At 60.2% G+C, this 18,162-nt stretch carries 20 protein-coding genes; 8 read left to right on the top strand and 12 right to left on the bottom strand.

The features are described 5' to 3' along the window. Positions 1–247 precede the first annotated feature (247 nt). Positions 248–2,314 carry an AsmA family protein gene (locus AAGQ88_RS23950; RefSeq protein ID WP_285424112.1) on the top strand — a complete coding sequence of 689 codons (2,067 nt, stop codon included), beginning with the start codon at positions 248–250 and terminating at the stop codon, positions 2,312–2,314. Between the two features lie 818 nt (positions 2,315–3,132). Here AAGQ88_RS23950 and AAGQ88_RS23945 read toward each other — a convergent pair. Beyond that, on the bottom strand, positions 3,133–3,666 hold the full coding sequence (locus AAGQ88_RS23945) for a ferritin-like domain-containing protein (RefSeq protein WP_285424113.1): 534 nt from the start codon (positions 3,664–3,666) through the stop codon (positions 3,133–3,135). Positions 3,667–3,845: 179 nt separating this feature from the next. Beyond that, positions 3,846–4,184, bottom strand: a complete 339-nt coding sequence (gene osmE, locus AAGQ88_RS23940; RefSeq protein ID WP_093464959.1) for an osmotically-inducible lipoprotein OsmE — start codon at positions 4,182–4,184, stop codon at positions 3,846–3,848. A 252-nt stretch (positions 4,185–4,436) separates the two neighbouring features. Between osmE and AAGQ88_RS23935 the strand changes: the two genes are divergently transcribed. Beyond that, complete coding sequence (locus AAGQ88_RS23935; protein WP_342653787.1) at positions 4,437–5,327, top strand: triacylglycerol lipase; 891 nt, start codon at positions 4,437–4,439, stop codon at positions 5,325–5,327. A gap of 59 nt (positions 5,328–5,386) precedes the next feature. Next, positions 5,387–5,623, top strand: a complete 237-nt coding sequence (locus AAGQ88_RS23930) for a hypothetical protein (RefSeq protein WP_285424114.1) — start codon at positions 5,387–5,389, stop codon at positions 5,621–5,623. On the opposite strand, the gene AAGQ88_RS23925 is transcribed toward AAGQ88_RS23930, so the two are convergent. Further along, positions 5,624–6,517 carry a DMT family transporter gene (locus tag AAGQ88_RS23925; RefSeq protein WP_342653786.1) on the bottom strand — a complete coding sequence of 298 codons (894 nt, stop codon included), beginning with the start codon at positions 6,515–6,517 and terminating at the stop codon, positions 5,624–5,626. Positions 6,518–6,666: 149 nt separating this feature from the next. Between AAGQ88_RS23925 and AAGQ88_RS23920 the strand changes: the two genes are divergently transcribed. Further along, the gene (locus AAGQ88_RS23920; protein ID WP_342653785.1) at positions 6,667–6,957 is read left to right on the top strand and encodes a PsiF family protein; all 291 of its coding nucleotides are present in this window, start codon (positions 6,667–6,669) and stop codon (positions 6,955–6,957) included. Positions 6,958–7,192: 235 nt separating this feature from the next. Further along, positions 7,193–8,203, top strand: a complete 1,011-nt coding sequence (locus AAGQ88_RS23915) for a hypothetical protein (protein WP_093464944.1) — start codon at positions 7,193–7,195, stop codon at positions 8,201–8,203. A 126-nt stretch (positions 8,204–8,329) separates the two neighbouring features. Here AAGQ88_RS23915 and AAGQ88_RS23910 read toward each other — a convergent pair whose 3' ends face one another. Then, the gene (locus tag AAGQ88_RS23910; RefSeq protein WP_342653784.1) at positions 8,330–9,595 is read right to left on the bottom strand and encodes an Hsp70 family protein; all 1,266 of its coding nucleotides are present in this window, start codon (positions 9,593–9,595) and stop codon (positions 8,330–8,332) included. A 298-nt stretch (positions 9,596–9,893) separates the two neighbouring features. Between AAGQ88_RS23910 and cbpA the strand changes: the two genes are divergently transcribed. Beyond that, positions 9,894–10,844 carry a curved DNA-binding protein gene (gene cbpA / locus AAGQ88_RS23905; RefSeq protein ID WP_285424118.1) on the top strand — a complete coding sequence of 317 codons (951 nt, stop codon included), beginning with the start codon at positions 9,894–9,896 and terminating at the stop codon, positions 10,842–10,844. Positions 10,845–10,846: 2 nt separating this feature from the next. Further along, entirely contained in the window at positions 10,847–11,146 is a 300-nt protein-coding gene (locus tag AAGQ88_RS23900) for a chaperone modulator CbpM (RefSeq protein ID WP_342653783.1), read from the top strand. 324 nt (positions 11,147–11,470) lie between these two features. Here AAGQ88_RS23900 and AAGQ88_RS23895 read toward each other — a convergent pair whose 3' ends face one another. Then, positions 11,471–12,604, bottom strand: a complete 1,134-nt coding sequence (locus AAGQ88_RS23895) for a HAMP domain-containing sensor histidine kinase (RefSeq protein WP_285424120.1) — start codon at positions 12,602–12,604, stop codon at positions 11,471–11,473. Positions 12,605–12,764: 160 nt separating this feature from the next. Then, a complete protein-coding gene (locus AAGQ88_RS23890) occupies positions 12,765–12,989 on the bottom strand; it encodes a hypothetical protein (RefSeq protein ID WP_342653782.1) in 225 nt (74 codons plus the stop codon). 148 nt (positions 12,990–13,137) lie between these two features. Between AAGQ88_RS23890 and AAGQ88_RS23885 the strand changes: the two genes are divergently transcribed. Further along, complete coding sequence (locus tag AAGQ88_RS23885; RefSeq protein WP_342653781.1) at positions 13,138–13,494, top strand: thioredoxin family protein; 357 nt, start codon at positions 13,138–13,140, stop codon at positions 13,492–13,494. Positions 13,495–13,538: 44 nt separating this feature from the next. Here AAGQ88_RS23885 and ureC read toward each other — a convergent pair whose 3' ends face one another. From ureC to AAGQ88_RS23855, 6 genes are all read right to left on the bottom strand, one after another. Beyond that, positions 13,539–15,239, bottom strand: coding sequence for an urease subunit alpha (gene ureC, locus AAGQ88_RS23880; protein ID WP_342653780.1), 1,701 nt, complete (start codon positions 15,237–15,239; stop codon positions 13,539–13,541). Between the two features lie 126 nt (positions 15,240–15,365). After that, entirely contained in the window at positions 15,366–15,671 is a 306-nt protein-coding gene (locus AAGQ88_RS23875) for an urease subunit beta (protein WP_110951083.1), read from the bottom strand. Next, positions 15,668–16,204, bottom strand: a complete 537-nt coding sequence (locus AAGQ88_RS23870) for a GNAT family N-acetyltransferase (RefSeq protein ID WP_342653779.1) — start codon at positions 16,202–16,204, stop codon at positions 15,668–15,670. The genes AAGQ88_RS23875 and AAGQ88_RS23870 overlap by 4 nt, the downstream gene beginning before the upstream one ends. A 29-nt stretch (positions 16,205–16,233) precedes the next feature. Beyond that, on the bottom strand, positions 16,234–16,776 hold the full coding sequence (locus tag AAGQ88_RS23865; RefSeq protein ID WP_342653778.1) for an N-acetyltransferase family protein: 543 nt from the start codon (positions 16,774–16,776) through the stop codon (positions 16,234–16,236). A gap of 28 nt (positions 16,777–16,804) precedes the next feature. Next, complete coding sequence (locus AAGQ88_RS23860) at positions 16,805–17,107, bottom strand: urease subunit gamma (RefSeq protein WP_093464911.1); 303 nt, start codon at positions 17,105–17,107, stop codon at positions 16,805–16,807. A 195-nt stretch (positions 17,108–17,302) separates the two neighbouring features. After that, the gene (locus tag AAGQ88_RS23855; RefSeq protein WP_342653777.1) at positions 17,303–18,148 is read right to left on the bottom strand and encodes an urease accessory protein UreD; all 846 of its coding nucleotides are present in this window, start codon (positions 18,146–18,148) and stop codon (positions 17,303–17,305) included. Positions 18,149–18,162 lie beyond the last annotated feature (14 nt).

Below are 18,162 nucleotides of genomic sequence, written 5' to 3'. Positions count from 1 at the left end.
CGGATAAAGAAGTTCAAAGAGCTGATGGTGACCATCGACAAAAATGATTCGGCCGCCGAGGCCTTGCAGGACGCGGCTTTCAGCGTTTTTGAAAAGCCCGCCTGGCAGCGGGTCGCGAGCGCGTACGGAACTTTGTGAGCAGTCATTTCCAGATTTCATCAAACCCACAGGGCTTTTGTCAGTCGAAGGGCTTAAGACGTGTAAGACGCAGCCAGGAAGGGGCGTCGGTATTTGGGGAGAAAACGCAATGACGCGAGGCCGTAAGATTTTCGCCTGGACAGCCGCCATTATGGTGCTTTTGCTGGCCATCCTGATCATTGTGATCGCCACTTTCGACTGGAACCGGCTCAAGCCGACCATCAATGAAAAGGTCTCTGCCGAGTTGCATCGACCGTTCGCGATCAATGGCAACCTGGCCGTGCTCTGGCGCCGCGAGCCTGACGAAGGCGGTTGGCGGGCCTGGGTGCCTTGGCCTCACATGTCGGCTGAAGACATTGCGCTGGGTAATCCCGATTGGTCGAAAAATCCGCAAATGGTCACGCTCAAGCGTGTCGAACTGCGCCTCTCGCCCTTGCCGCTGCTTGCCCAGCGCGTGGTGATTCCGCGCATTGATCTGACCGAACCCAACGCCAGAATCGAGCGGCTGGCCGATGGTCGCGCCAACTGGGTATTCGACCTGCCGAAAAGTGACCCGAACGCCGAGCCGTCAAGCTGGGTGCTGGATATCGGCTCGATAGGGTTCGACAAGGGGTTCGTCAGCTACAACGATCAGATGATCAACACTGCGGTCGATGTGGTGATCGATCCATTGGGCAAGCCGATTCCGTTCAGTGACATCGTCGGCAGCAGCGAAGCCAAGAAGGTCCAGGACAAAGGTGCCTCGGCTCAGGACTACGCATTTGGTTTCACCGCCAAAGGTCAGTATCACGGGCAAAAGCTCAACGGCACCGGCAAAGTCGGCGGCCTGCTGGCACTCAAAGATGCAGCCTTGCCTTTCCCGGTGCAGGCGGATGTCAGCGCGGGCAATACGCGCGTTGCAGTGGCCGGCACTGTCACCGATCCACAGAATCTGGGCGAACTGGACCTGCGGCTGAAGCTCTCCGGCGACAGCCTGGGGAATCTGTACCCCTTGACCGGCGTGACGTTGCCCGATTCTCCACCGTATTCAACCGATGGTCGCTTGATTGCCAAGCTGCACGATGCGGCGGGTGCCTCGTTTCAATACAAAGGCTTCAACGGCAAGATCGGCGACAGCGACATCCATGGCGATCTCGGGTTCGTCGCCAGTCAGCCACGGCCCAAACTCACGGGCGCCCTGGTTTCAAATCAACTGCTGATGGCTGACCTCAAGCCACTGATTGGCGCCGATTCTAACGCCGAACAGAAAAGCCGTGGCGGCGAGAGCAAGCAGCCAGCGGACAAAGTCTTGCCTGTCGAGGAGTTCAAGACCGACCGCTGGAGCGCGATGGACGCCGACGTGGAATTTACCGGCAAGAAGATTGTGCAAAGTGCCGAGTTGCCGTTCACCGACCTTTACACCCACGTGGTCCTCAACGACGGGCAGTTGAGCTTGCAGCCACTGCGTTTCGGCGTTGCAGGGGGCAAGCTCGATGCCGATATCAAACTTAACGGCCACACCCAGCCACTGGAAGGCCGTGCGAAACTGACGGCGCGCAACTTCAAGCTCAAGCAGCTGTTCCCGACGTTCGAGCCGATGAAAACCAGTTTCGGTGAGCTCAATGGCGATGCCGACATCAGTGGCAAGGGCAACTCGGTCGCGGCGTTGCTGGGGACCGCGAACGGCGAGCTGAAGATGCTGGTCAACGATGGTGCGATCAGCCGCGACCTGATGGAGATTGCGGGCCTTAACGTCGGTAATTACATCGTCGGTACGCTGTTCGGCGATAAGGAAGTGAAGATCAACTGCGCGGCATCCGATCTGGGCATCAAGGACGGGCTGGCGACGACCAAGCTGTTCGTGTTCGACACCGAAAACGCGATCATCTATATCGACGGCACAGCCAACATGAAGACTGAGCAACTGGACATGAAAGTCAGTCCCGAGTCCAAAGGCTTCCGCGTGTTCTCGCTGCGCTCGCCGCTGTATGTTCGCGGACCGTTCATCAAACCGAGCGCCGGCGTGCAATCAGGCCCGCTGCTGTTGCGCGGCGCGGGCATGGTTCTGTTGGGCGCAGCGGTAGGCCCTGCTGCCGGCTTGCTGGCGCTGGTCGCGCCGAGCGGCGGTGAACCGAACCAGTGCGCTCCATTGCTCGAGCAAATGCGTTCGGGCAAGGCGCCAAAGACTGTTCAGTAGTTTCGACATGTAGTCTCGACATGCGCTGATCCAGCTTCTGGGACTGAGCCAACTGTCTTACCGTCCCATCGATCGACGACGTACGCCTTCCCGGCTAAAGCCGGTCCTACGAAAAGCTAGCGGCGACCGTAAGACCGACATTAGCCGGGAAGAGCCGGTGCAGGCCGTTGAGATGCAGTGGTTGGAAGTCAGCCTTCGTCCGATGGCTGCCCTGATCAAGCTCAATCCCACAAGGGCATTGCGGCATGGCATGGTCTCGCGCCAGGCACCCGAACCGGTGGGAGCGAGCATGCTCGCGAAGACTGAATTCCGGCCGCTACATCTCCAACGGATGAATTGGCCTCTTCGTGAGCAAGCTCACTCCCACAAGGGCATTGCGGCATGGCATGGTCTCGCGCCAGGCACCCGAACCGGTGGGAGCGAGCTTGCTCGCGAAGACTGATTTCCAGACGCTACATCTCCAACGGATGTACCGGCCTCTTCTTGAGCAAGCTCACTCCCACAAGGGCATTGCGGCATGGCATGGTCTCGCGCCAGGCACACGAACCGGTGGGAGCGAGCTTGCTCGCGAAGACTGAATTCCGGCCGCTACATCTTCACAGCATGAACCGGCCTGTTCCCGGCTGAAGCCGGTCCTACAGCGGCTGCAAGTTTTTCGTAGGACCGGCTTTAGCCGGGAAGGCGTCGACTGTTACGCCGTAGAACTAAGGGGGCGTTAAAGACAGATGGCTCACTCCCACACTTTTGCAGCGTGCACATATTTGCGACCCACAAAAAAGCCAGGACTCAGGTCCTGGCTTTTGCATTGCTGCTCGACATTAGAGACCGTCAAGAATATCCGCCATGTCATCGGCGTGTTCTTCTTCCTGCGCCAGGATCTCTTCGAAGATCCGGCGGGTGGTTGGGTCCTTGTCGCCGATGTACTGGATGATCTCGCGATAGCTGTCGATTGCAATACGTTCAGCAATCAAGTCCTCGGTGACCATTTCTTTCAGCGTGTTGCCCGCGACGTATTGCGCGTGGGAGTTCTTCGACAACAGGTCGGGGTTGAGCTCGGGCTCGCCGCCCAGTTGCACGATACGTTCAGCCAGCTTGTCGGCATGCTCGGCTTCCTGCTCGGCGTGCTCCAGAAATTCGGCCGCCGCTACCTGGGCTTTCACACCTTTGGCCATGTAGTAATGGCGCTTGTAGCGGAGCACGCAAACCCATTCGGTCGCCAGCGATGCATTGAGCAGGCGAATGATTTCTTCACGGTCGCCATCGTAGCCTTCGGTCACGGCACCGTTTTCAACGTTGTGGCGCGCGCGCTCTCGCAGGGTGCTGATGTCGGTTAATTGCTGTACTTCGCTCATCATTATCTCCAGGGGCTAATCCGGTTGCCGTCTCGCTCTTGATGCCGCTGTCGTGTGATGCCTGACAGCGGCCCGGCAAGATCGGGTCTTAAGGTGTGAGTGGCGTGCGCGGGCAAAAGTTTTATTTGTTTTCGAGGTCGCCGCCGCGCTGCCACTCCAACCACTGGGCTTGCGTCGCGTTACATCGTTTTCTCGTTGGTTTCACGCTGCTCGCAGGTCATGAAGCCTTTGCTGTCCACGCGGCCATTGGCGTCGAAGTTCACGTAGTAGGCCTGCTGATGACCTTCTTTGTTGAGGATGTAGTTGTTGCAGGTGCCTGGATGCACCTTGCGCTGCAAGCGTGTGGACGGCTCGCCGCCGATGGTCAGAACCTGCTGCTCGGTCATGCCGGTGTCGACTTGCTTGACCAGCGGCTCATTGCGATAGGTCGCGAAGTCCACCGGGTTCTGCAGGGTTGTCGACGTACAGCCGGCCATTGCGGCCATTGCGAACACGACTGCCAGAGATTGCTTGTACATAACCGTCACTCCACAGGAAAGGCCACGTTGGCCGATGCAGTTATGAGCGGCGGGCAAGTGAAAGAGTTCGATCGAATTGATGGCGATGGGGCATTACACGCATTTGTCATGATAGAGGCATGGTTTGCGGCTAGTGTCTGTATGGGCGCGCTTTCTCACGCAGTTGTCGATGCAAGCGCAACAAGCCGTCGCCGGCCAGAGGCCTCCCCGGGCAAGCTCGCTTCTAAAATGCAGCACAAGGATCAGTCGCTCATGACGCAAGAACAGGCCACGCGTTATCCGATCGTGCTGGTGCCAGGTTTGTTGGGATTCGTGAAACTGGTGGTTTACCCCTACTGGTTCGGCATCGTGCCGGCGCTGCGCAAGGGCGGGGCGACGGTGATCCCGGTAATGGTCTCGGCGGTCAACTCCACCGAAATACGCGGCGAGCAACTGTTGGCGCGCGTACAGGAAATTCTCAGAGAAACCGGTGCTGCCAAGGTCAACCTGATCGGCCACAGCCAGGGCGCCCTGACCATCCGCTACGTGGCCGGGGTTCGTCCCGACCTTGTCGCGTCGGTCACTTCCATTGCGGGACCCAACCATGGCTCGGAACTGGCGGATTATCTGGAAGCGCACTATCCCCCGCACACCGTAAAAGGACGTCTGGTCAACGCAGCGATTCGCCTGACCACTTTGCTCATGGGCCTGCTGGACACCGGCTACCGCGGAACCCGGCTGCCCACCGATGTCGACGCCGCGCATCACTCGCTGACCACCCGCGGCGTGGCACGCTTCAACACGTTGTTTCCTCAGGGGTTGCCGAAAACATGGGGCGGGCAGGGCGAGGAGCTGGTCAACGGTGTGCGCTATTACTCCTGGTCGGGCACCTTGCAGCCAGGGCGAACGGATCGCGGTAAGAACCGGTTCGATACCACTAATCTCACCTGCCGAATATTCGCTCGCACGTTCACGAAAGAGCGGGGTCAATCTGATGGCATGGTCGGGCGATTCAGTTCGCACCTGGGCACTGTCATCGGTGATGACTACCCGCTCGACCATTTCGATATCGTCAACCAGCACCTCGGTCTGGTGGGCAAGGGAGCCAATCCCGTGGGGTTGTTTCTCGAGCACGCCGCACGTTTGAAAGCCGCTGGTCTTTGACATTGCAGCCGTTGTTCGTGATCAGTCGATCCATCAGGGATCGCTAAGGAAGTGAGGCGATGAGCGAAAGAGAAACGTACGAAATCGAATACACACTGGCGGGCGAACATCATGTCGATGTGATCGACGATCTGGATGTGCCCATCATCGAGGTGGTCCACGAGCTGGCGCACAAGCACCATGTTGCGGTCGATGACGATCCGCTGGATGCAGGCAACCCGCACGTGGACCTGCCCCATGTGGCGGGAATCACCGACGTCTCGATTCACGCTGCCGGCAGCGCCGACGAAGCCTGATCATTCAGGGCGGCGGATGGGCTTTGTGCGCAATGGCGTGGTCCAGCGTTCCGCCAGGATCACGCCGCCAAGCGTCAGTGCTCCGCCGATGAAGTGATACGACGCCAGTTGCTCGCCCAGCGCCAGCGCCGCGACCAGCGCGGTGAGGATCGGCACCAGGTTGAAGAACAATGTCGTGCGGCTCGGGCCCAGAATGCCGATGGCCTTCATCCACAGGAACGGCGCCACCATTGATGTCGGGATGCACGCATACAGCACCAGCGGAATGTTGCTGGGGTTGAGCCCGGTTTTTGGCGACAGCGCAAACAGTGGAAACAGCGCGACGATGGCCACCAGTATCTGCAGGTAAAGCAGCTGCAGCGGCGGCAAGCGCAGCTGCCACTTCTTCAGCAGCGTGCTGTAGGTTGCGTAGGCAAGGGTCGCGATCAGCATCATCAGATCACCCAGATTCACGCCGTGGGCGATCAGTACGCCCCAACTTCCCTGAGAAACTACCAGCAAAACGCCTGCAAACGAGACGATCGCGCCGATCAAAGCCCCGGCAGTCAGTGCCGTGCCGAGCGTGGCGATCGACATGCCCAGCGTCATGACGGGTACCAGGGACAAGATGATCCCCATGTTGGTAGCCGTGGTGATGTTGGCGGCGTAGTACGCCAGGCTCTGATAGATCGCCATGCCCAGCACGCCGAGAATCGCGATCTTGCCGATCACCGGTTTGATCTTCGCGCGATTGCGCAGCACGGGTCCGAGAAGGAACGGGGTGAACAGCAAACCGGCCAGCACCCAGCGATAAAATCCGATCTCCGCAGGGAATATTCGACCTGCGGCTGCTTTGGTAATGACGTTATTGCCTGCCCAGATCATGACCGTGAGCAGTGGATAAAGGTATTGCATGGCGGCGCCGCGAGTTGAATGAGGCGCCATTATCGGCTTGTCGCAACGGGCGTCCAGTCCACGGTGCGGATTGCTTGAAATATACCGCAACATTTTTGACTACACTCCTCAGAAAGCTGCGCGGGGCGCGGCGGTCCTGGAGAAAGTCGATGAAAATGCTGCGTGCTTCATTACTGGTCATGGGCTTGCTGATGTGTGCTCAAGGTTTTGCCGCCACCGCGCAACAGCAGAAAATGACCACCTGCAACGCCGATGCGGCGGCCAAATCGTTGAAGGGCGACGAGCGCAAGGCCTTCATGAGTACCTGCCTGAAGGCCGCGCCAGCGCCCGCCGCGACTCAGCAGGAGAAGATGAAAACCTGCAACGCCACCGCGTCGACACAGGCGTTGAAGGGCGATGAGCGCAAGGCTTTCATGAGCGATTGCCTGAAGAAAAAGTGACGCATTTGTCACCCGATTATTGCCAAGGTGCAGGGGCTGAGAGAGCGAATTCTTTCGCCTGGCGGCATTGAAACCGATGCGGGTGTGATGCCCGCATTGGCCGATGGCAAATGAAGTCGCGTCCACAGGTCGCTGCATGGCAGTCCGCGCGACTAACGACGCGTCTCGACGCTGGTTCTCGACCGGGAAGGCTGGCAGACTGCCCATCTTTTCAAGCCGCTCGTTTTGAGGCTGTATGCCAACGTTTTCGCCGCGTCATGTGTATCTGGCCAGTTGCATCCTGGTGTTCGGTGGTCTGCTGCTGGTGTTACCGCTCAAACTCCTGCCCAGCCTTCTCGCCGGTTTGCTGGTTTATGAACTGGTCGACATGCTCACCCCGCAACTGCAACGTCTGATCGCCGGCGAACGGGCGCGTTGGCTGGCAGTGGCATTGCTGGGCACGCTGGTGGTCAGTGTGCTGGCGTTGCTGTTTGCCGGTGCGATCAGTTTCGTGCTGCACGAAGCCGAGAATCCGGGCGCTTCGCTCGACAAATTCATGATTCTGGTTGATCGCGCACGCGGTCAGCTGCCGCCCTTCATCGACAATTACCTGCCCGCCAGCGCCACCGAATTCCAGGTGTCGCTCAGCGCCTGGCTGACCAAGCACATCGGCGAGTTGCAGTTGCTGGGCAAGGGCGCTGCGCACATGTTCGTCACCCTGCTGATCGGCATGGTGCTGGGCGCAATCATCGCGCTGCAACGCATTCCCGATGTCACAAAACGCAAGCCGCTGGCCGCCGCGCTGTTCGAGCGTCTGCACCTGCTGAGCCAGGCGTTTCGCAACATCGTTTTTGCACAGATCAAGATATCGCTGCTCAACACCGCGTTCACGTCGGTTTTCCTGGCGGTGATCCTGCCGTTGTGTGGCGTGCACCTGCCGCTGACCAAGACGCTGATCGTCCTGACCTTCCTGCTCGGGCTGCTGCCGGTGGTGGGCAACCTGATGTCCAACACGCTGATTTTCATCGTCGGCATGTCGCTGTCGATCTGGGTCGCGCTCGCGGCGCTGGGTTATCTGATCGTGATCCACAAGGTCGAGTATTTCCTCAACGCACGGATCGTCGGTGGGCAGATCAGCGCCAAGTCGTGGGAGTTGCTGCTGGCGATGTTGATATTCGAGGCAGCGTTCGGCCTGCCGGGCGTAGTGGCCGGGCCGATCTATTACGCGTATCTGAAAAGCGAGTTGCGCAAGGCAGAGCTGGTCTGACTGCCGGAAAACTCTGCCTGTAGGAGCGTGCTTGCCCGCGATCGAGTTCTGTAGGACGACATCCATGTCGCCGGTTCAGACCTCTTCGCGGGCAAGCGCGCTCCTACGGTTCCGTGCAGTGGCGTCTCAGCCGTAGCGCTTCTTCGCTTCGATCGCCAGGCCGCTGCCGATACTGCCGAAGATATTGCCTTCGACGTGTCGGGCGTTGGGCAGCATGGCCGACACGCTGTTGCGCAGCGCCGGAATGCCGCTCGAACCGCCGGTGAAGAACACCGTGTCGACATCCGTCACACCCACCCCGGCGTCGCTCAGCAGGCGGGTGACGCTCTCGCGCACACGCTCCAGCAACGCATCGATCGATGACTCGAACAGCTCGCGGGTCAAATCGACGTTCAGGCCGGTTTCGATGCGGTCCATTGGCACGACGCGATTGGCAGCGTGGGTGAGCTGAATCTTGGTCTCTTCCACTTCCATCGCCAGCCAGTGCCCGGCGCGCTGTTCGATCAGCTTGAACAGGCGATCGATGCCCAGCGTGTCCTCGATGTCATAGCGCATGCTACCCAGCGCCAGCTGCGACTTCTGCGAGTAGACCGAGTTGATGGTGTGCCAGGTCGCCAGGTTCATGTGTGTGCTGGTAGGCATGTAGGCGCCGCTTTTCATCCGGCTGCCGTAACCGAACAGCGGCATTACACCTTGCAGGCTCAGTTGCTTGTCGAAATCGGTTCCGCCGATGTGCACGCCGCCGGTGGCCAGGATATCGCTCTGGCGGTCATCGACCCGCCGACGCTGCGGGGACAGGCGTACCAGCGAGAAGTCCGACGTACCCCCGCCGATGTCGACGATCAGCACGAGCTCTTCACGCTCAAGCGTCGACTCATAGTCGAAAGCCGCCGCAATAGGCTCGAACTGAAACGAGACCTCCTTGAATCCGATCTTGCGTGCGACCTCGGCCAGGGTGTCCTGGGCTTCCTGATCGGCCGCAGCGTCGTCGTCGACAAAATGCACCGGCCGACCCAGTACCACGTGCTCGAACGACTGACCGGCCGCCGCTTCCGCGCGCTTTTTCAGTTCGCCGATGAACAGCCCGAGCAAGTCCTTGAACGGCATCGCGGTGCCCAGCACGCTGGTGTCGTGCTTGATCAGCTTGGAACCGAGCAAACTCTTGAGCGAGCGCATCAGGCGGCCTTCATACCCTTCCAGGTATTCATGCAGGGCCAGCCGGCCATAGACCGGGCGGCGCTCCTCCATGTTGAAGAACACCACCGAAGGCAGGGTGATCTTGTCGTCCTCCAGCGCGATCAGCGTTTCCGCTCCTGGGCGCAGCCAGCCGACCGTGGAGTTGGAGGTGCCGAAGTCGATGCCAAGGGCACGGGCTGGGGATGGGGTGCTCATGTTCTGCGTTCCGGTCAAAAAAACGGCCGCGCAGTGTATGCGAGTGGGCGCCGGATTCGTAGGGCGCGACGTCGGTTTTTCGCGCAACAGGCGTCTATTTCACAACGACAGCTTGAATCAGCGCCCGGCACCCCCAATCTTGCAGGCAACTCTTCATTGCATTCGGCCCGGTTTGAAACCCGTTTCAAGCACGTGAGGCCGTGTGCCGATAACCTTGCAACATTCAGCGCGACCGGCGTTCTCATCTGGTAACGCGGTACGCAACTGTGCTGGATACTCCGGAATGGGTGACCGTTAGATGGACTTCAAAGACTATTACAAGATTCTTGGCGTAGAGCCGACGGCGGACGAGAAAACCATCAAGACCGCCTATCGCAAGCTCGCGCGCAAGTATCACCCCGATGTCAGCAAAGAGCCTGGCGCGGAAGACAAATTCAAAGAAGCGTCCGAGGCCTATGAAGCGCTGAGCGACCCTGAAAAGCGCGCCGAGTACGACGACATCCGCAAGTACGGCCAGCAGGGCCGGTTCCAGCCGCCTCCAGGGTGGCAGGGGCGCGGCGCGGGAGGCGGCGGATTCAACAGCGGCGGTTTCGAGGGCGGAGACTTTTCCGACTTCTTCAGCTCGATCTTCGGCAATCGTGGGCAACAGGGCGGGCGTACGCGCAGCACCGGCCGTAGAGGGCAAGACGTGGAAATGGAACTGGCTATATTTCTTGAGGAAACGCTGTCGACCGAGTCCAAGCAGGTCAGCTTCAAGGTGCCGCAGCACAGTGCCAATGGTCAGCGGATGGCCGATATCACCAAGACCCTGAACGTGAAGATCCCGGCCGGCGTCACCGATGGCGAGCGCATCCGGCTCAAGGGCCAGGGTGCACCGGGCATCGCGGGCGGTGAGAACGGCGATTTGTACCTGACCATCCGATTGGCGCCGCACCCCAAATTCGATGTCGAAGGCCACGACCTGATCATCACGGTGCCCCTGGCGCCGTGGGAAGCGGCACTGGGCGCGAAAGTGGCGGTGCCGACGCTGACAGGCAAGATCAACCTGACCATTCGTCCGGACAGCCAGAGCGGCCAGCGACTGCGGGTCAAAGGTAACGGTCTGTTGAATAAGCAGGGCCAGCGCGGCGATCTGTTTGCGCAGTTGAAGATCGTCATGCCCAAGTCCACCGATGACGCCACCAAAGCCCTTTGGGAGAAGCTGGCCGACAAGGCCGCATTCGATCCGAGGGCTCACTGGAGTAGCTGATCATGAGCGATACCCTGGTCGTAGGCATGCAGGAATTCTGTCAGGTGGTCGATTTGCCGGCCGCCTTCGTCATCGAGATTGTCGAGCACGGCATTCTCGAGCCCCAGGGACAGCGACCGGACGATTGGGTGTTCGACACCTATTCGTTGTCGGTTGCCAAGCGCGCGGTCAAGCTTCACAACGATCTGGAACTGGAATGGGACGGGGTGGCGCTGGCGTTGAATCTGCTGGACGAGCTCGAACAGGTGCGCGCCGAAAACCGCATGCTCAAACAGCGGCTGGGACGGTTTCTGGAAGGCTGAGGGGTTCTGCTGCCTGTCCTGAATCCGGACCGGCCTCAGCCGGGAAGAGGCCGGTTGGCGCACCATCACATTCGCGGCGTAACGCCCTGCGCTTTCCCGGCTGAAGCCGGTCCTACATTCGAGCGCGGTGCACTTGGGTTACGCGGCATAGCACTGCAGTTGTGCGCGGGACATGCGTTGTAGGACCGGCTTTAGCCGGGAAGAGGCCGGTTGGCGCACCCTCATATTCGCGGCGTGAGCCCTGCGCTTTCCCGGCTGAAGCCGGTCCTACATTCGAGCGCGGTGCACTTGAGTTATGCGGCGCGGGAGTGCGCGTTCTCCAGGTCAGGCTCTCTTCGGCAACACCACCATAAAGGTGGTCCCGTCGCCGAAGTTCGACGTCACGGTGATGCTGCCGTTATGAGCGTTGACCACTTCCTTGACGATGTACAGCCCCAATCCCAGGCTGGTGGAGGGGTTGCGGGTGCCAGCTTCTTCGTTGAGCGAGCGCACCAGCGGATCGAAAATGCTGCCGATCGCCTCTTGAGCAATGGGCTCGCCATCATTGTGCACGGAAAGGCTGACGTGGCTTTCGCTGCCCACCAAGGACACCGTGATCTTGTGGGTCGAAGCGCCGTGTTGCAGGGCGTTGCCGATCAGGTTCTGCAGCATCTGATCGATCCGTGAGCGGTCCCAGTCGCCTTGAGTGTCGCCGCTGCTGGTGAAATCGGGATCGCAGCCCGGATGCCCCGCGCTGGCTTCATCGATGGCATCGCGGCAGGCCACGGTCATCTCCATCGGCTTGCGCTCGATGGGCAAAGACACGCCCAGTCGACTGCGGACGAACTCCAGCAAGTCGCTGACCATTGTTGCCATGTGCCGGCTGCTGCTCTTGATCCGGGTCACATAAGCCATATCGGCATCACTCAAGCCGGCTTTGCGCATCAGGATTTCCGACGACATGCTGATGGCCTGCAGGGGCGCGCGCAGGTCGTGACCGAGAATCGCGAGAAAGATGTCCCGAGAGCGCGTGACGCGATCGGCGTAGGCCGCGGTGGATTCGGCCAACGCTTCGTCGATGGCCTCGTTGAACCGGATCATGTCGGAAAAATGGCTGATCTGTGGCGCGCCCAGGCTTTCGACCCAGAAGCGAATCACGGTGGCACGCAAGTGCCGGAACTCGGAAGTCATCTGCACCAGATCAAAACCGACCGTGTGACGAAGCTCGCCATGACTGGCGGCTGCCTGATCCAGCGTGGGCGACTTGCCGACGTCCTCTCCCTGAGCCTTGGCGATCTGTTCGGCCTGGGTCTGCGCGGTATTCATGTCCCGCGCCGCAGCAAGCAGGATCGCCTTGGCGTGGTCGCGCAGCTCCACCGAGCTCATCGAATCGGCAGCCGGCGTCAGCGTTGCGGCAAACGTTTCCCACTCGTCGACGATACGGTCTACGTTCCCAACAATGAAATCGGAAAGACGCATGGGGGACTACCTTGCTGGTGGGGCGATGAGGGGCGAGGCGGCCATCTTAACGCCATGTTGTTGCAGGAAGTACAACGGATTTAATGACCAGCGCAACACCTTGTAGCAGCACGGTTTGCCGGCCGGGTGTTCTCGGGATCGCTGCCACCGAGCCGAACTGCTACAGGGATGGGCGTTGTGGCAGGAAATACCGCTGCGCCATCGGCAGTACGTCAGCAGGCTCACACCACAACAACACGCCATCTGCCTTGACCTGACAGGCCTGCGGATCGACGTCGATCTTTGGCAGGTAGTCGTAGCTGGCATGGCGCTGGGAAAGGCCGGTCCATCCTGGCGGGATGTTGGGCCAGCAAGAACAACGGGTTTTCGCCTGGGTTACTGTCATTTCTGACAGTAGACGGCGCGTTTCTACAGGCTTACGGTTAAACCGCACAGGGTGCCCGAGGCATTGGCCGCAGGACGATTTGTTCAGGTACGAGCACGGATGTTGTGCGAACGCAGTTTACGAATGGCTTAGCAGCGAGGAACTGATCATGGACGTGACGACATTAACTGACGAAAATTTTGACCAAAATGTGTGGCTATCACCCTATGTCACCCAAGGTGGCGCGGTTTCCGTGGTGCTGTTTACCAATGGGATCAAAGCCAGTGGTGACGAGAAGAAGAAAGCCAGCGAACGGATGAGCGATGTCCTGACGGAGCTCGCCGCAGATTATAAGGAGAAGGTAGGGCTGAAGTTCTTCGAGGTGAATTTCGCAGCTAACAAGGAGATTGCTACTCGCTACGACATTCAGTCGGCGCCCACCCTTCTCTTGTTGCAGATAGAAGAGGTGATAGGCGGTTACATCAAAGAAGACATCAAGAAAAAAATCGATAAAAAGCTGGAGTAGAGGAGACGCGCTACGTCTCCTCCGCCGCCGGTCAGGACAGCCGGTCAGAACAGAAAGTACCGCTGCGCCATCGGCAGTACGTCAGCAGGCTCACACCACAACAACACGCCATCTGCCTTGACCTGGTAGGTCTGCGGATCGACGTCGATCCTGGGCAGGTAATCGTTGTGGATCAGGTCCGCCTTGGTGACGCTGCGGCAGCCTTTGACCACGCCGATCTGTTTCTTCAGGCCCAGTTGCTCGGGAACGCCTGCGTCCATTGCCGCCTGGCTGATGAAGGTGATGCTGCTGGCGTGCAGCGAGCTGCCGTAACTGGCGAACATCGGGCGGTAGTGGACGGGTTGAGGCGTCGGGATCGACGCGTTGGCGTCGCCCATCAAACTGGCGGCGATGGAACCCCCCTTGAGGATCAGCGTCGGTTTGACGCCGAAGAACGCCGGGCGCCAGAGCACCAGGTCGGCCCATTTACCGACTTCGATCGAGCCCACTTCGTGACTGATGCCGTGGGTGATTGCCGGGTTGATCGTGTATTTGGCGATGTAGCGCTTGGCGCGGAAGTTGTCGTTGCCTTCGCCGTCGCCCGGCAGCGGCCCGCGCTGGCGCTTCATTTTGTCGGCGGTCTGCCAGGTGCGCATGATCACCTCGCCGACGCGGCCCATAGCCTGACTGTCAGAGCTGAGCATCGAGAACGCGCCCAGGTCGTGAAGGATGTCTTCGGCGGCAATGGTTTCCCGACGGATGCGGCTCTCGGCGAAGGCCACGTCCTCGGCGATGCTCGGGTCCAGGTGATGGCAGACCATCAGCATGTCCAGGTGCTCGTCGATGGTGTTGCGGGTGAACGGCCGGGTCGGGTTGGTCGAACTCGGCAGCACGTTGGGGAAGCCGCAGGCCTTGATGATGTCCGGCGCGTGACCGCCACCGGCGCCTTCGGTGTGGTAGGTATGGATGGTGCGATTCTTGAACGCGCCAAGGGTGGTTTCGACGAAGCCAGACTCGTTCAGGGTGTCGGTGTGAATCGCCACCTGAACATCGTATTGATCGGCAACGCTGAGGCAGTTATCGATGGCCGCAGGCGTCGTGCCCCAGTCTTCGTGGAGTTTGAGGCCAATGGCGCCGGCTTTCACCTGCTCGATCAACGGCTCCGGCAGGCTGACGTTGCCCTTGCCGGTGAAGCCGATGTTCATCGGGAAGGCCTCGGCGGCCTGGAGCATGCGTTTCATGTGCCACGGTCCGGGCGTGACGGTCGTTGCGTTGGTGCCGGTTGCCGGCCCCGTGCCGCCGCCGATCATGGTGGTCACGCCACTCATCAGCGCTTCTTCGATCTGCTGCGGGCAGATGAAGTGGATGTGCGTGTCGACGCCGCCAGCGGTGAGGATCATGCCTTCGCCAGCGATGATTTCGGTTGCGGCGCCAATGGCGATCGTGACGTCCGGCTGTATATCGGGGTTGCCCGCTTTGCCGATTGCGGCGATGCGGCCGTCCTTGAGGCCCACGTCAGCTTTGACGATGCCCCAGTGATCGACGATCAGGGCGTTGGTGATCAGCGTGTCGACCACTTCGGCGGCGAGTAACTGGCCTTGGCCCATGCCGTCCCGAATGACTTTGCCGCCGCCGAATTTGACTTCTTCGCCATAGACAGTGAAGTCCTGCTCGACCTCGATCCACAGCTCAGTGTCCGCCAGACGCACACGGTCGCCGACGGTAGGGCCGAACATGTCGGCGTAGGCTTGTCTGGAAATTTTCATGCTGCATCCTTAGATGTGTTCTGGATGACCGCAGCGCGGCCTATCGCGAACCAGCTCTCCTACAGGGCGTTATGTGACTTGTAGGAGTGAGCTTGCTCGCGATGACGTCAGTTCAGAGGACGGAGATCAGAGATTCCCCATCACGCGTCCGGCAAAACCGAAAACCCGCCTCAATCCGGCCAGGTCCACCAGCTCGACCTCACGCGCTTGACCCGGCTCGAAGCGCACGGCGGTGCCGGCGGGAATGTTCAGGCGCATGCCGCGACTGGCCGCGCGGTCGAAGGTCAGCGCGTCGTTGGTTTCGAAAAAATGGAAATGCGAGCCAACCTGGATCGGCCGGTCGCCGCTGTTGGCCACGCTGAGGGTGATTGTCCGGCGTCCGGCGTTGAGCTCGATCTCGCCGGGCTGGATCTGGTATTCACCAGGAATCATGCGCTCTTCCTCGACAGTAACTTGTAGTAAATGGCGGTGGCGTGATATTCGCCGTCCGGGTTGCAGGCGTAATCCGGGAGTTTGCCGGACAGCTCGTAACTCAGCGCGCGATAGAAATCTTCCGCAGGCGAACCCGCGAGGGTATCCAGATACAACAGGCCGCGCTGGTGCTGCTGCGCGGCCTGCTCGACAGCCTGCATCAGTTGCGTCGCCAGCCCTCGACGGCGCGCGTGATGGAGCACGAGCAGTTTCTGCACTTCGGCGCGGTTCAGGCCATTGGCCTTTTGACAGAGGGCCAGTTGCACCGTGGCCAGGACCTGTTCTTCCTGCACCACCACCCACATCAATACCTTGCCGTGTTCCACCTCTGTCTTGATGTCTTCCCACCAGCCATAGGCCTCGTCGGCGCCCAGGTCAGCCATGAAACCGACTGACGCGCCGTGATGCACTGCGTCAAGTAACAGCGCCACCAGGCCGTGGCGATAGTGCGCAAAGCTTTCACTGGTGACACGTCGGAGCTGAGCGGCGTTCATGAGCAGAAGTCCTTTCAGAGGGGAACGGATCAGGTGTTTGCAGGGGCCTGCGAAGGCGGGGCGGACGCACCCGGCGACAGGTCCAGTTGCATGAAAGTCAGGTCCAGCCAGCGCCCGAACTTGGTACCGACCTGCGGCATCTGGCCGGTGGTGATGAAGCCCTGGCGTTCGTGCAGGGCGATCGACGCTGCATTCCCGCTTTCGATGGCGGCGACCATCATGTGTTTGTCGCAGGCGCGGGCCCGCTCGATCAGTGCGCTCATCAGCAGCGGACCCAATCCTTTGCCGCGTTGATCGGCGCGCACGTACACCGAATGTTCGACGGTGTGACGAAAGCCCTCAAAGGGGCGCCAGTCGCCGAATGACGAATAACCCACCACCTGTTGAAGGTCATCGATTGCTACCAGAATCGGGTAAGCCTGGGCCTGACGCGCGGCGAACCAGGCCTCGCGATTGGCCAGGTCCACGGGCTGTTCGTTCCAGATCGCGGTGGTGTTGAGAACGGCGTCGTTGTAGATGTCCAGCACGGCAGGCATGTCAGTCAGCAGTGCGTCACGAATCGTATAAGTCATGTTCGTTTTCACTTGTTCCAGAGACGTATCAGGCAATCGGTTGGTGCACGGTGACCAGTTTGGTACCGTCCGGGAAGGTCGCTTCCACCTGAATTTCCGGGATCATTTCAGGGATCCCGTCCATCACTTGTTCGCGGGTCAGCAGCGTGGTGCCGTAGTGCATCAGTTCGGCGACGGTCTGGCCATCGCGCGCGCCTTCCAGCAGGGCTGCGGAAATGAATGCCATCGCTTCCGGGTAATTGAGCTTCAGACCCCGTGCCAACCGCCGCTCGGCGACCAGACCGGCGGTGAAAATCAGCATCTTGTCTTTTTCGCGTGGAGTCAGGTCCATGTTGTTTTCCGTTTCAAAACCAAATAAATGAAAGCGCTGCGACCTCTGTAGGAGCGTGGCTTGTCCCGCGATCGGTTGCGAAGCAATCGTAATTCCTACTGGCCGGGTATGTCTGACACACCGCGCTTTCCGGGCTTGCTGCCGGTCCCCGGCAGATCGTGGGACAAGCCACACTCCTACAAGGGAACGGTGTCGTTACGTACTCCAGATCCTCGGCGCCACCGCCTCCCGGCCCAGCAGGGCAGGGCGCAGCAGCTTCCATAGTTCGATCAGCCAGGCCCGCGCATGGAGGGCTTCGTCGGCCAGACAGCGAGCAACGATCAAGCCCGGCAGCTGGCTCAAGTCACCGCGTACAGGCGAATGGTCAGCCAGCGCGCGGCAACGCTCCATCAATTCAGCATCGATTTCGCCGGTCACGATCAGCGTCGCGAACACCGGTTTACCGCCAAGGCCAACGGGAGAATCCAGCAGTCCATCGTCGCCGGTGATGCGCTGGCGCTCGTGCCACAGCAACTTGCAGTCGCGGCGAATATCCAGATGCGCCTGAAAGTGGCCCTGATCGAAGCGCTCGCCACTGGCCGGGCGCCCCAGTGCAACCACGTCCCAGTAAAGCAGACGGGCATCGCCCTCAAGATCGATCTGCGTCGTGAGTTCGGCCTTGGCCTGACTGAAAACGATCGTCTCCTGCGGCAGCCATTCCAGCGTCGCGCCCGCGGCCACACGGATGTTCAGTTGTTGATACGCCGGGCCCGCTGCGCGATACCACTTGGCAGCGCCCGGGCTGGTCAGTTGCGCCCAGGCATTGGCGCCGACGCTGGCGCTGATGTCCAGACGGTCGCCACCGGCAATGCCTCCGGGCGGATGGACGATGATGTGCTGACAGACTTCCGGACCTTCGGCGTACAGGTGTTTCTGCACCCGAAGCGGACCTTTGTGGCGACGCTGAACAGGTCGCGTGCTGTCGCCGAAGCGCCCATAGCCCAGCTCCAGCTCGGCATGCCAGCTGGGAGTGAACAGCGCGGTGTGGGCAGGAAGATTCATGGGTTCATTATCGT

This window comes from Pseudomonas sp. F3-2 (genome assembly GCF_038804275.1).
Taxonomy (GTDB): Bacteria; Pseudomonadota; Gammaproteobacteria; order Pseudomonadales; family Pseudomonadaceae; genus Aquipseudomonas.
The sequence above is the reverse complement of the archived record's forward strand: the minus strand, read 5'-3'. Positions and strand labels throughout refer to the sequence as shown.

Coding starts and splice junctions, on each gene's coding strand:
- AAGQ88_RS23870 (WP_342653779.1), bottom strand. CDS start 16,204: ATGAACGCCGCTCAGCTCCGACGTGTCACCAGTGAAAGCTTTGCGCAC.
- AAGQ88_RS23930 (WP_285424114.1), top strand. CDS start 5,387: ATGAGCGAAAGAGAAACGTACGAAATCGAATACACACTGGCGGGCGAA.
- ureC (WP_342653780.1), bottom strand. CDS start 15,239: ATGAAAATTTCCAGACAAGCCTACGCCGACATGTTCGGCCCTACCGTC.
- AAGQ88_RS23855 (WP_342653777.1), bottom strand. CDS start 18,148: ATGAATCTTCCTGCCCACACCGCGCTGTTCACTCCCAGCTGGCATGCC.
- AAGQ88_RS23915 (WP_093464944.1), top strand. CDS start 7,193: ATGCCAACGTTTTCGCCGCGTCATGTGTATCTGGCCAGTTGCATCCTG.
- AAGQ88_RS23875 (WP_110951083.1), bottom strand. CDS start 15,671: ATGATTCCTGGTGAATACCAGATCCAGCCCGGCGAGATCGAGCTCAAC.
- AAGQ88_RS23860 (WP_093464911.1), bottom strand. CDS start 17,107: ATGGACCTGACTCCACGCGAAAAAGACAAGATGCTGATTTTCACCGCC.
- AAGQ88_RS23950 (WP_285424112.1), top strand. CDS start 248: ATGACGCGAGGCCGTAAGATTTTCGCCTGGACAGCCGCCATTATGGTG.
- AAGQ88_RS23885 (WP_342653781.1), top strand. CDS start 13,138: ATGGACGTGACGACATTAACTGACGAAAATTTTGACCAAAATGTGTGG.
- cbpA (WP_285424118.1), top strand. CDS start 9,894: ATGGACTTCAAAGACTATTACAAGATTCTTGGCGTAGAGCCGACGGCG.
- AAGQ88_RS23865 (WP_342653778.1), bottom strand. CDS start 16,776: ATGACTTATACGATTCGTGACGCACTGCTGACTGACATGCCTGCCGTG.
- AAGQ88_RS23925 (WP_342653786.1), bottom strand. CDS start 6,517: ATGCAATACCTTTATCCACTGCTCACGGTCATGATCTGGGCAGGCAAT.
- AAGQ88_RS23910 (WP_342653784.1), bottom strand. CDS start 9,595: ATGAGCACCCCATCCCCAGCCCGTGCCCTTGGCATCGACTTCGGCACC.
- osmE (WP_093464959.1), bottom strand. CDS start 4,184: ATGTACAAGCAATCTCTGGCAGTCGTGTTCGCAATGGCCGCAATGGCC.
- AAGQ88_RS23895 (WP_285424120.1), bottom strand. CDS start 12,604: ATGCGTCTTTCCGATTTCATTGTTGGGAACGTAGACCGTATCGTCGAC.
- AAGQ88_RS23945 (WP_285424113.1), bottom strand. CDS start 3,666: ATGAGCGAAGTACAGCAATTAACCGACATCAGCACCCTGCGAGAGCGC.
- AAGQ88_RS23920 (WP_342653785.1), top strand. CDS start 6,667: ATGAAAATGCTGCGTGCTTCATTACTGGTCATGGGCTTGCTGATGTGT.
- AAGQ88_RS23935 (WP_342653787.1), top strand. CDS start 4,437: ATGACGCAAGAACAGGCCACGCGTTATCCGATCGTGCTGGTGCCAGGT.
- AAGQ88_RS23890 (WP_342653782.1), bottom strand. CDS start 12,989: ATGACAGTAACCCAGGCGAAAACCCGTTGTTCTTGCTGGCCCAACATC.
- AAGQ88_RS23900 (WP_342653783.1), top strand. CDS start 10,847: ATGAGCGATACCCTGGTCGTAGGCATGCAGGAATTCTGTCAGGTGGTC.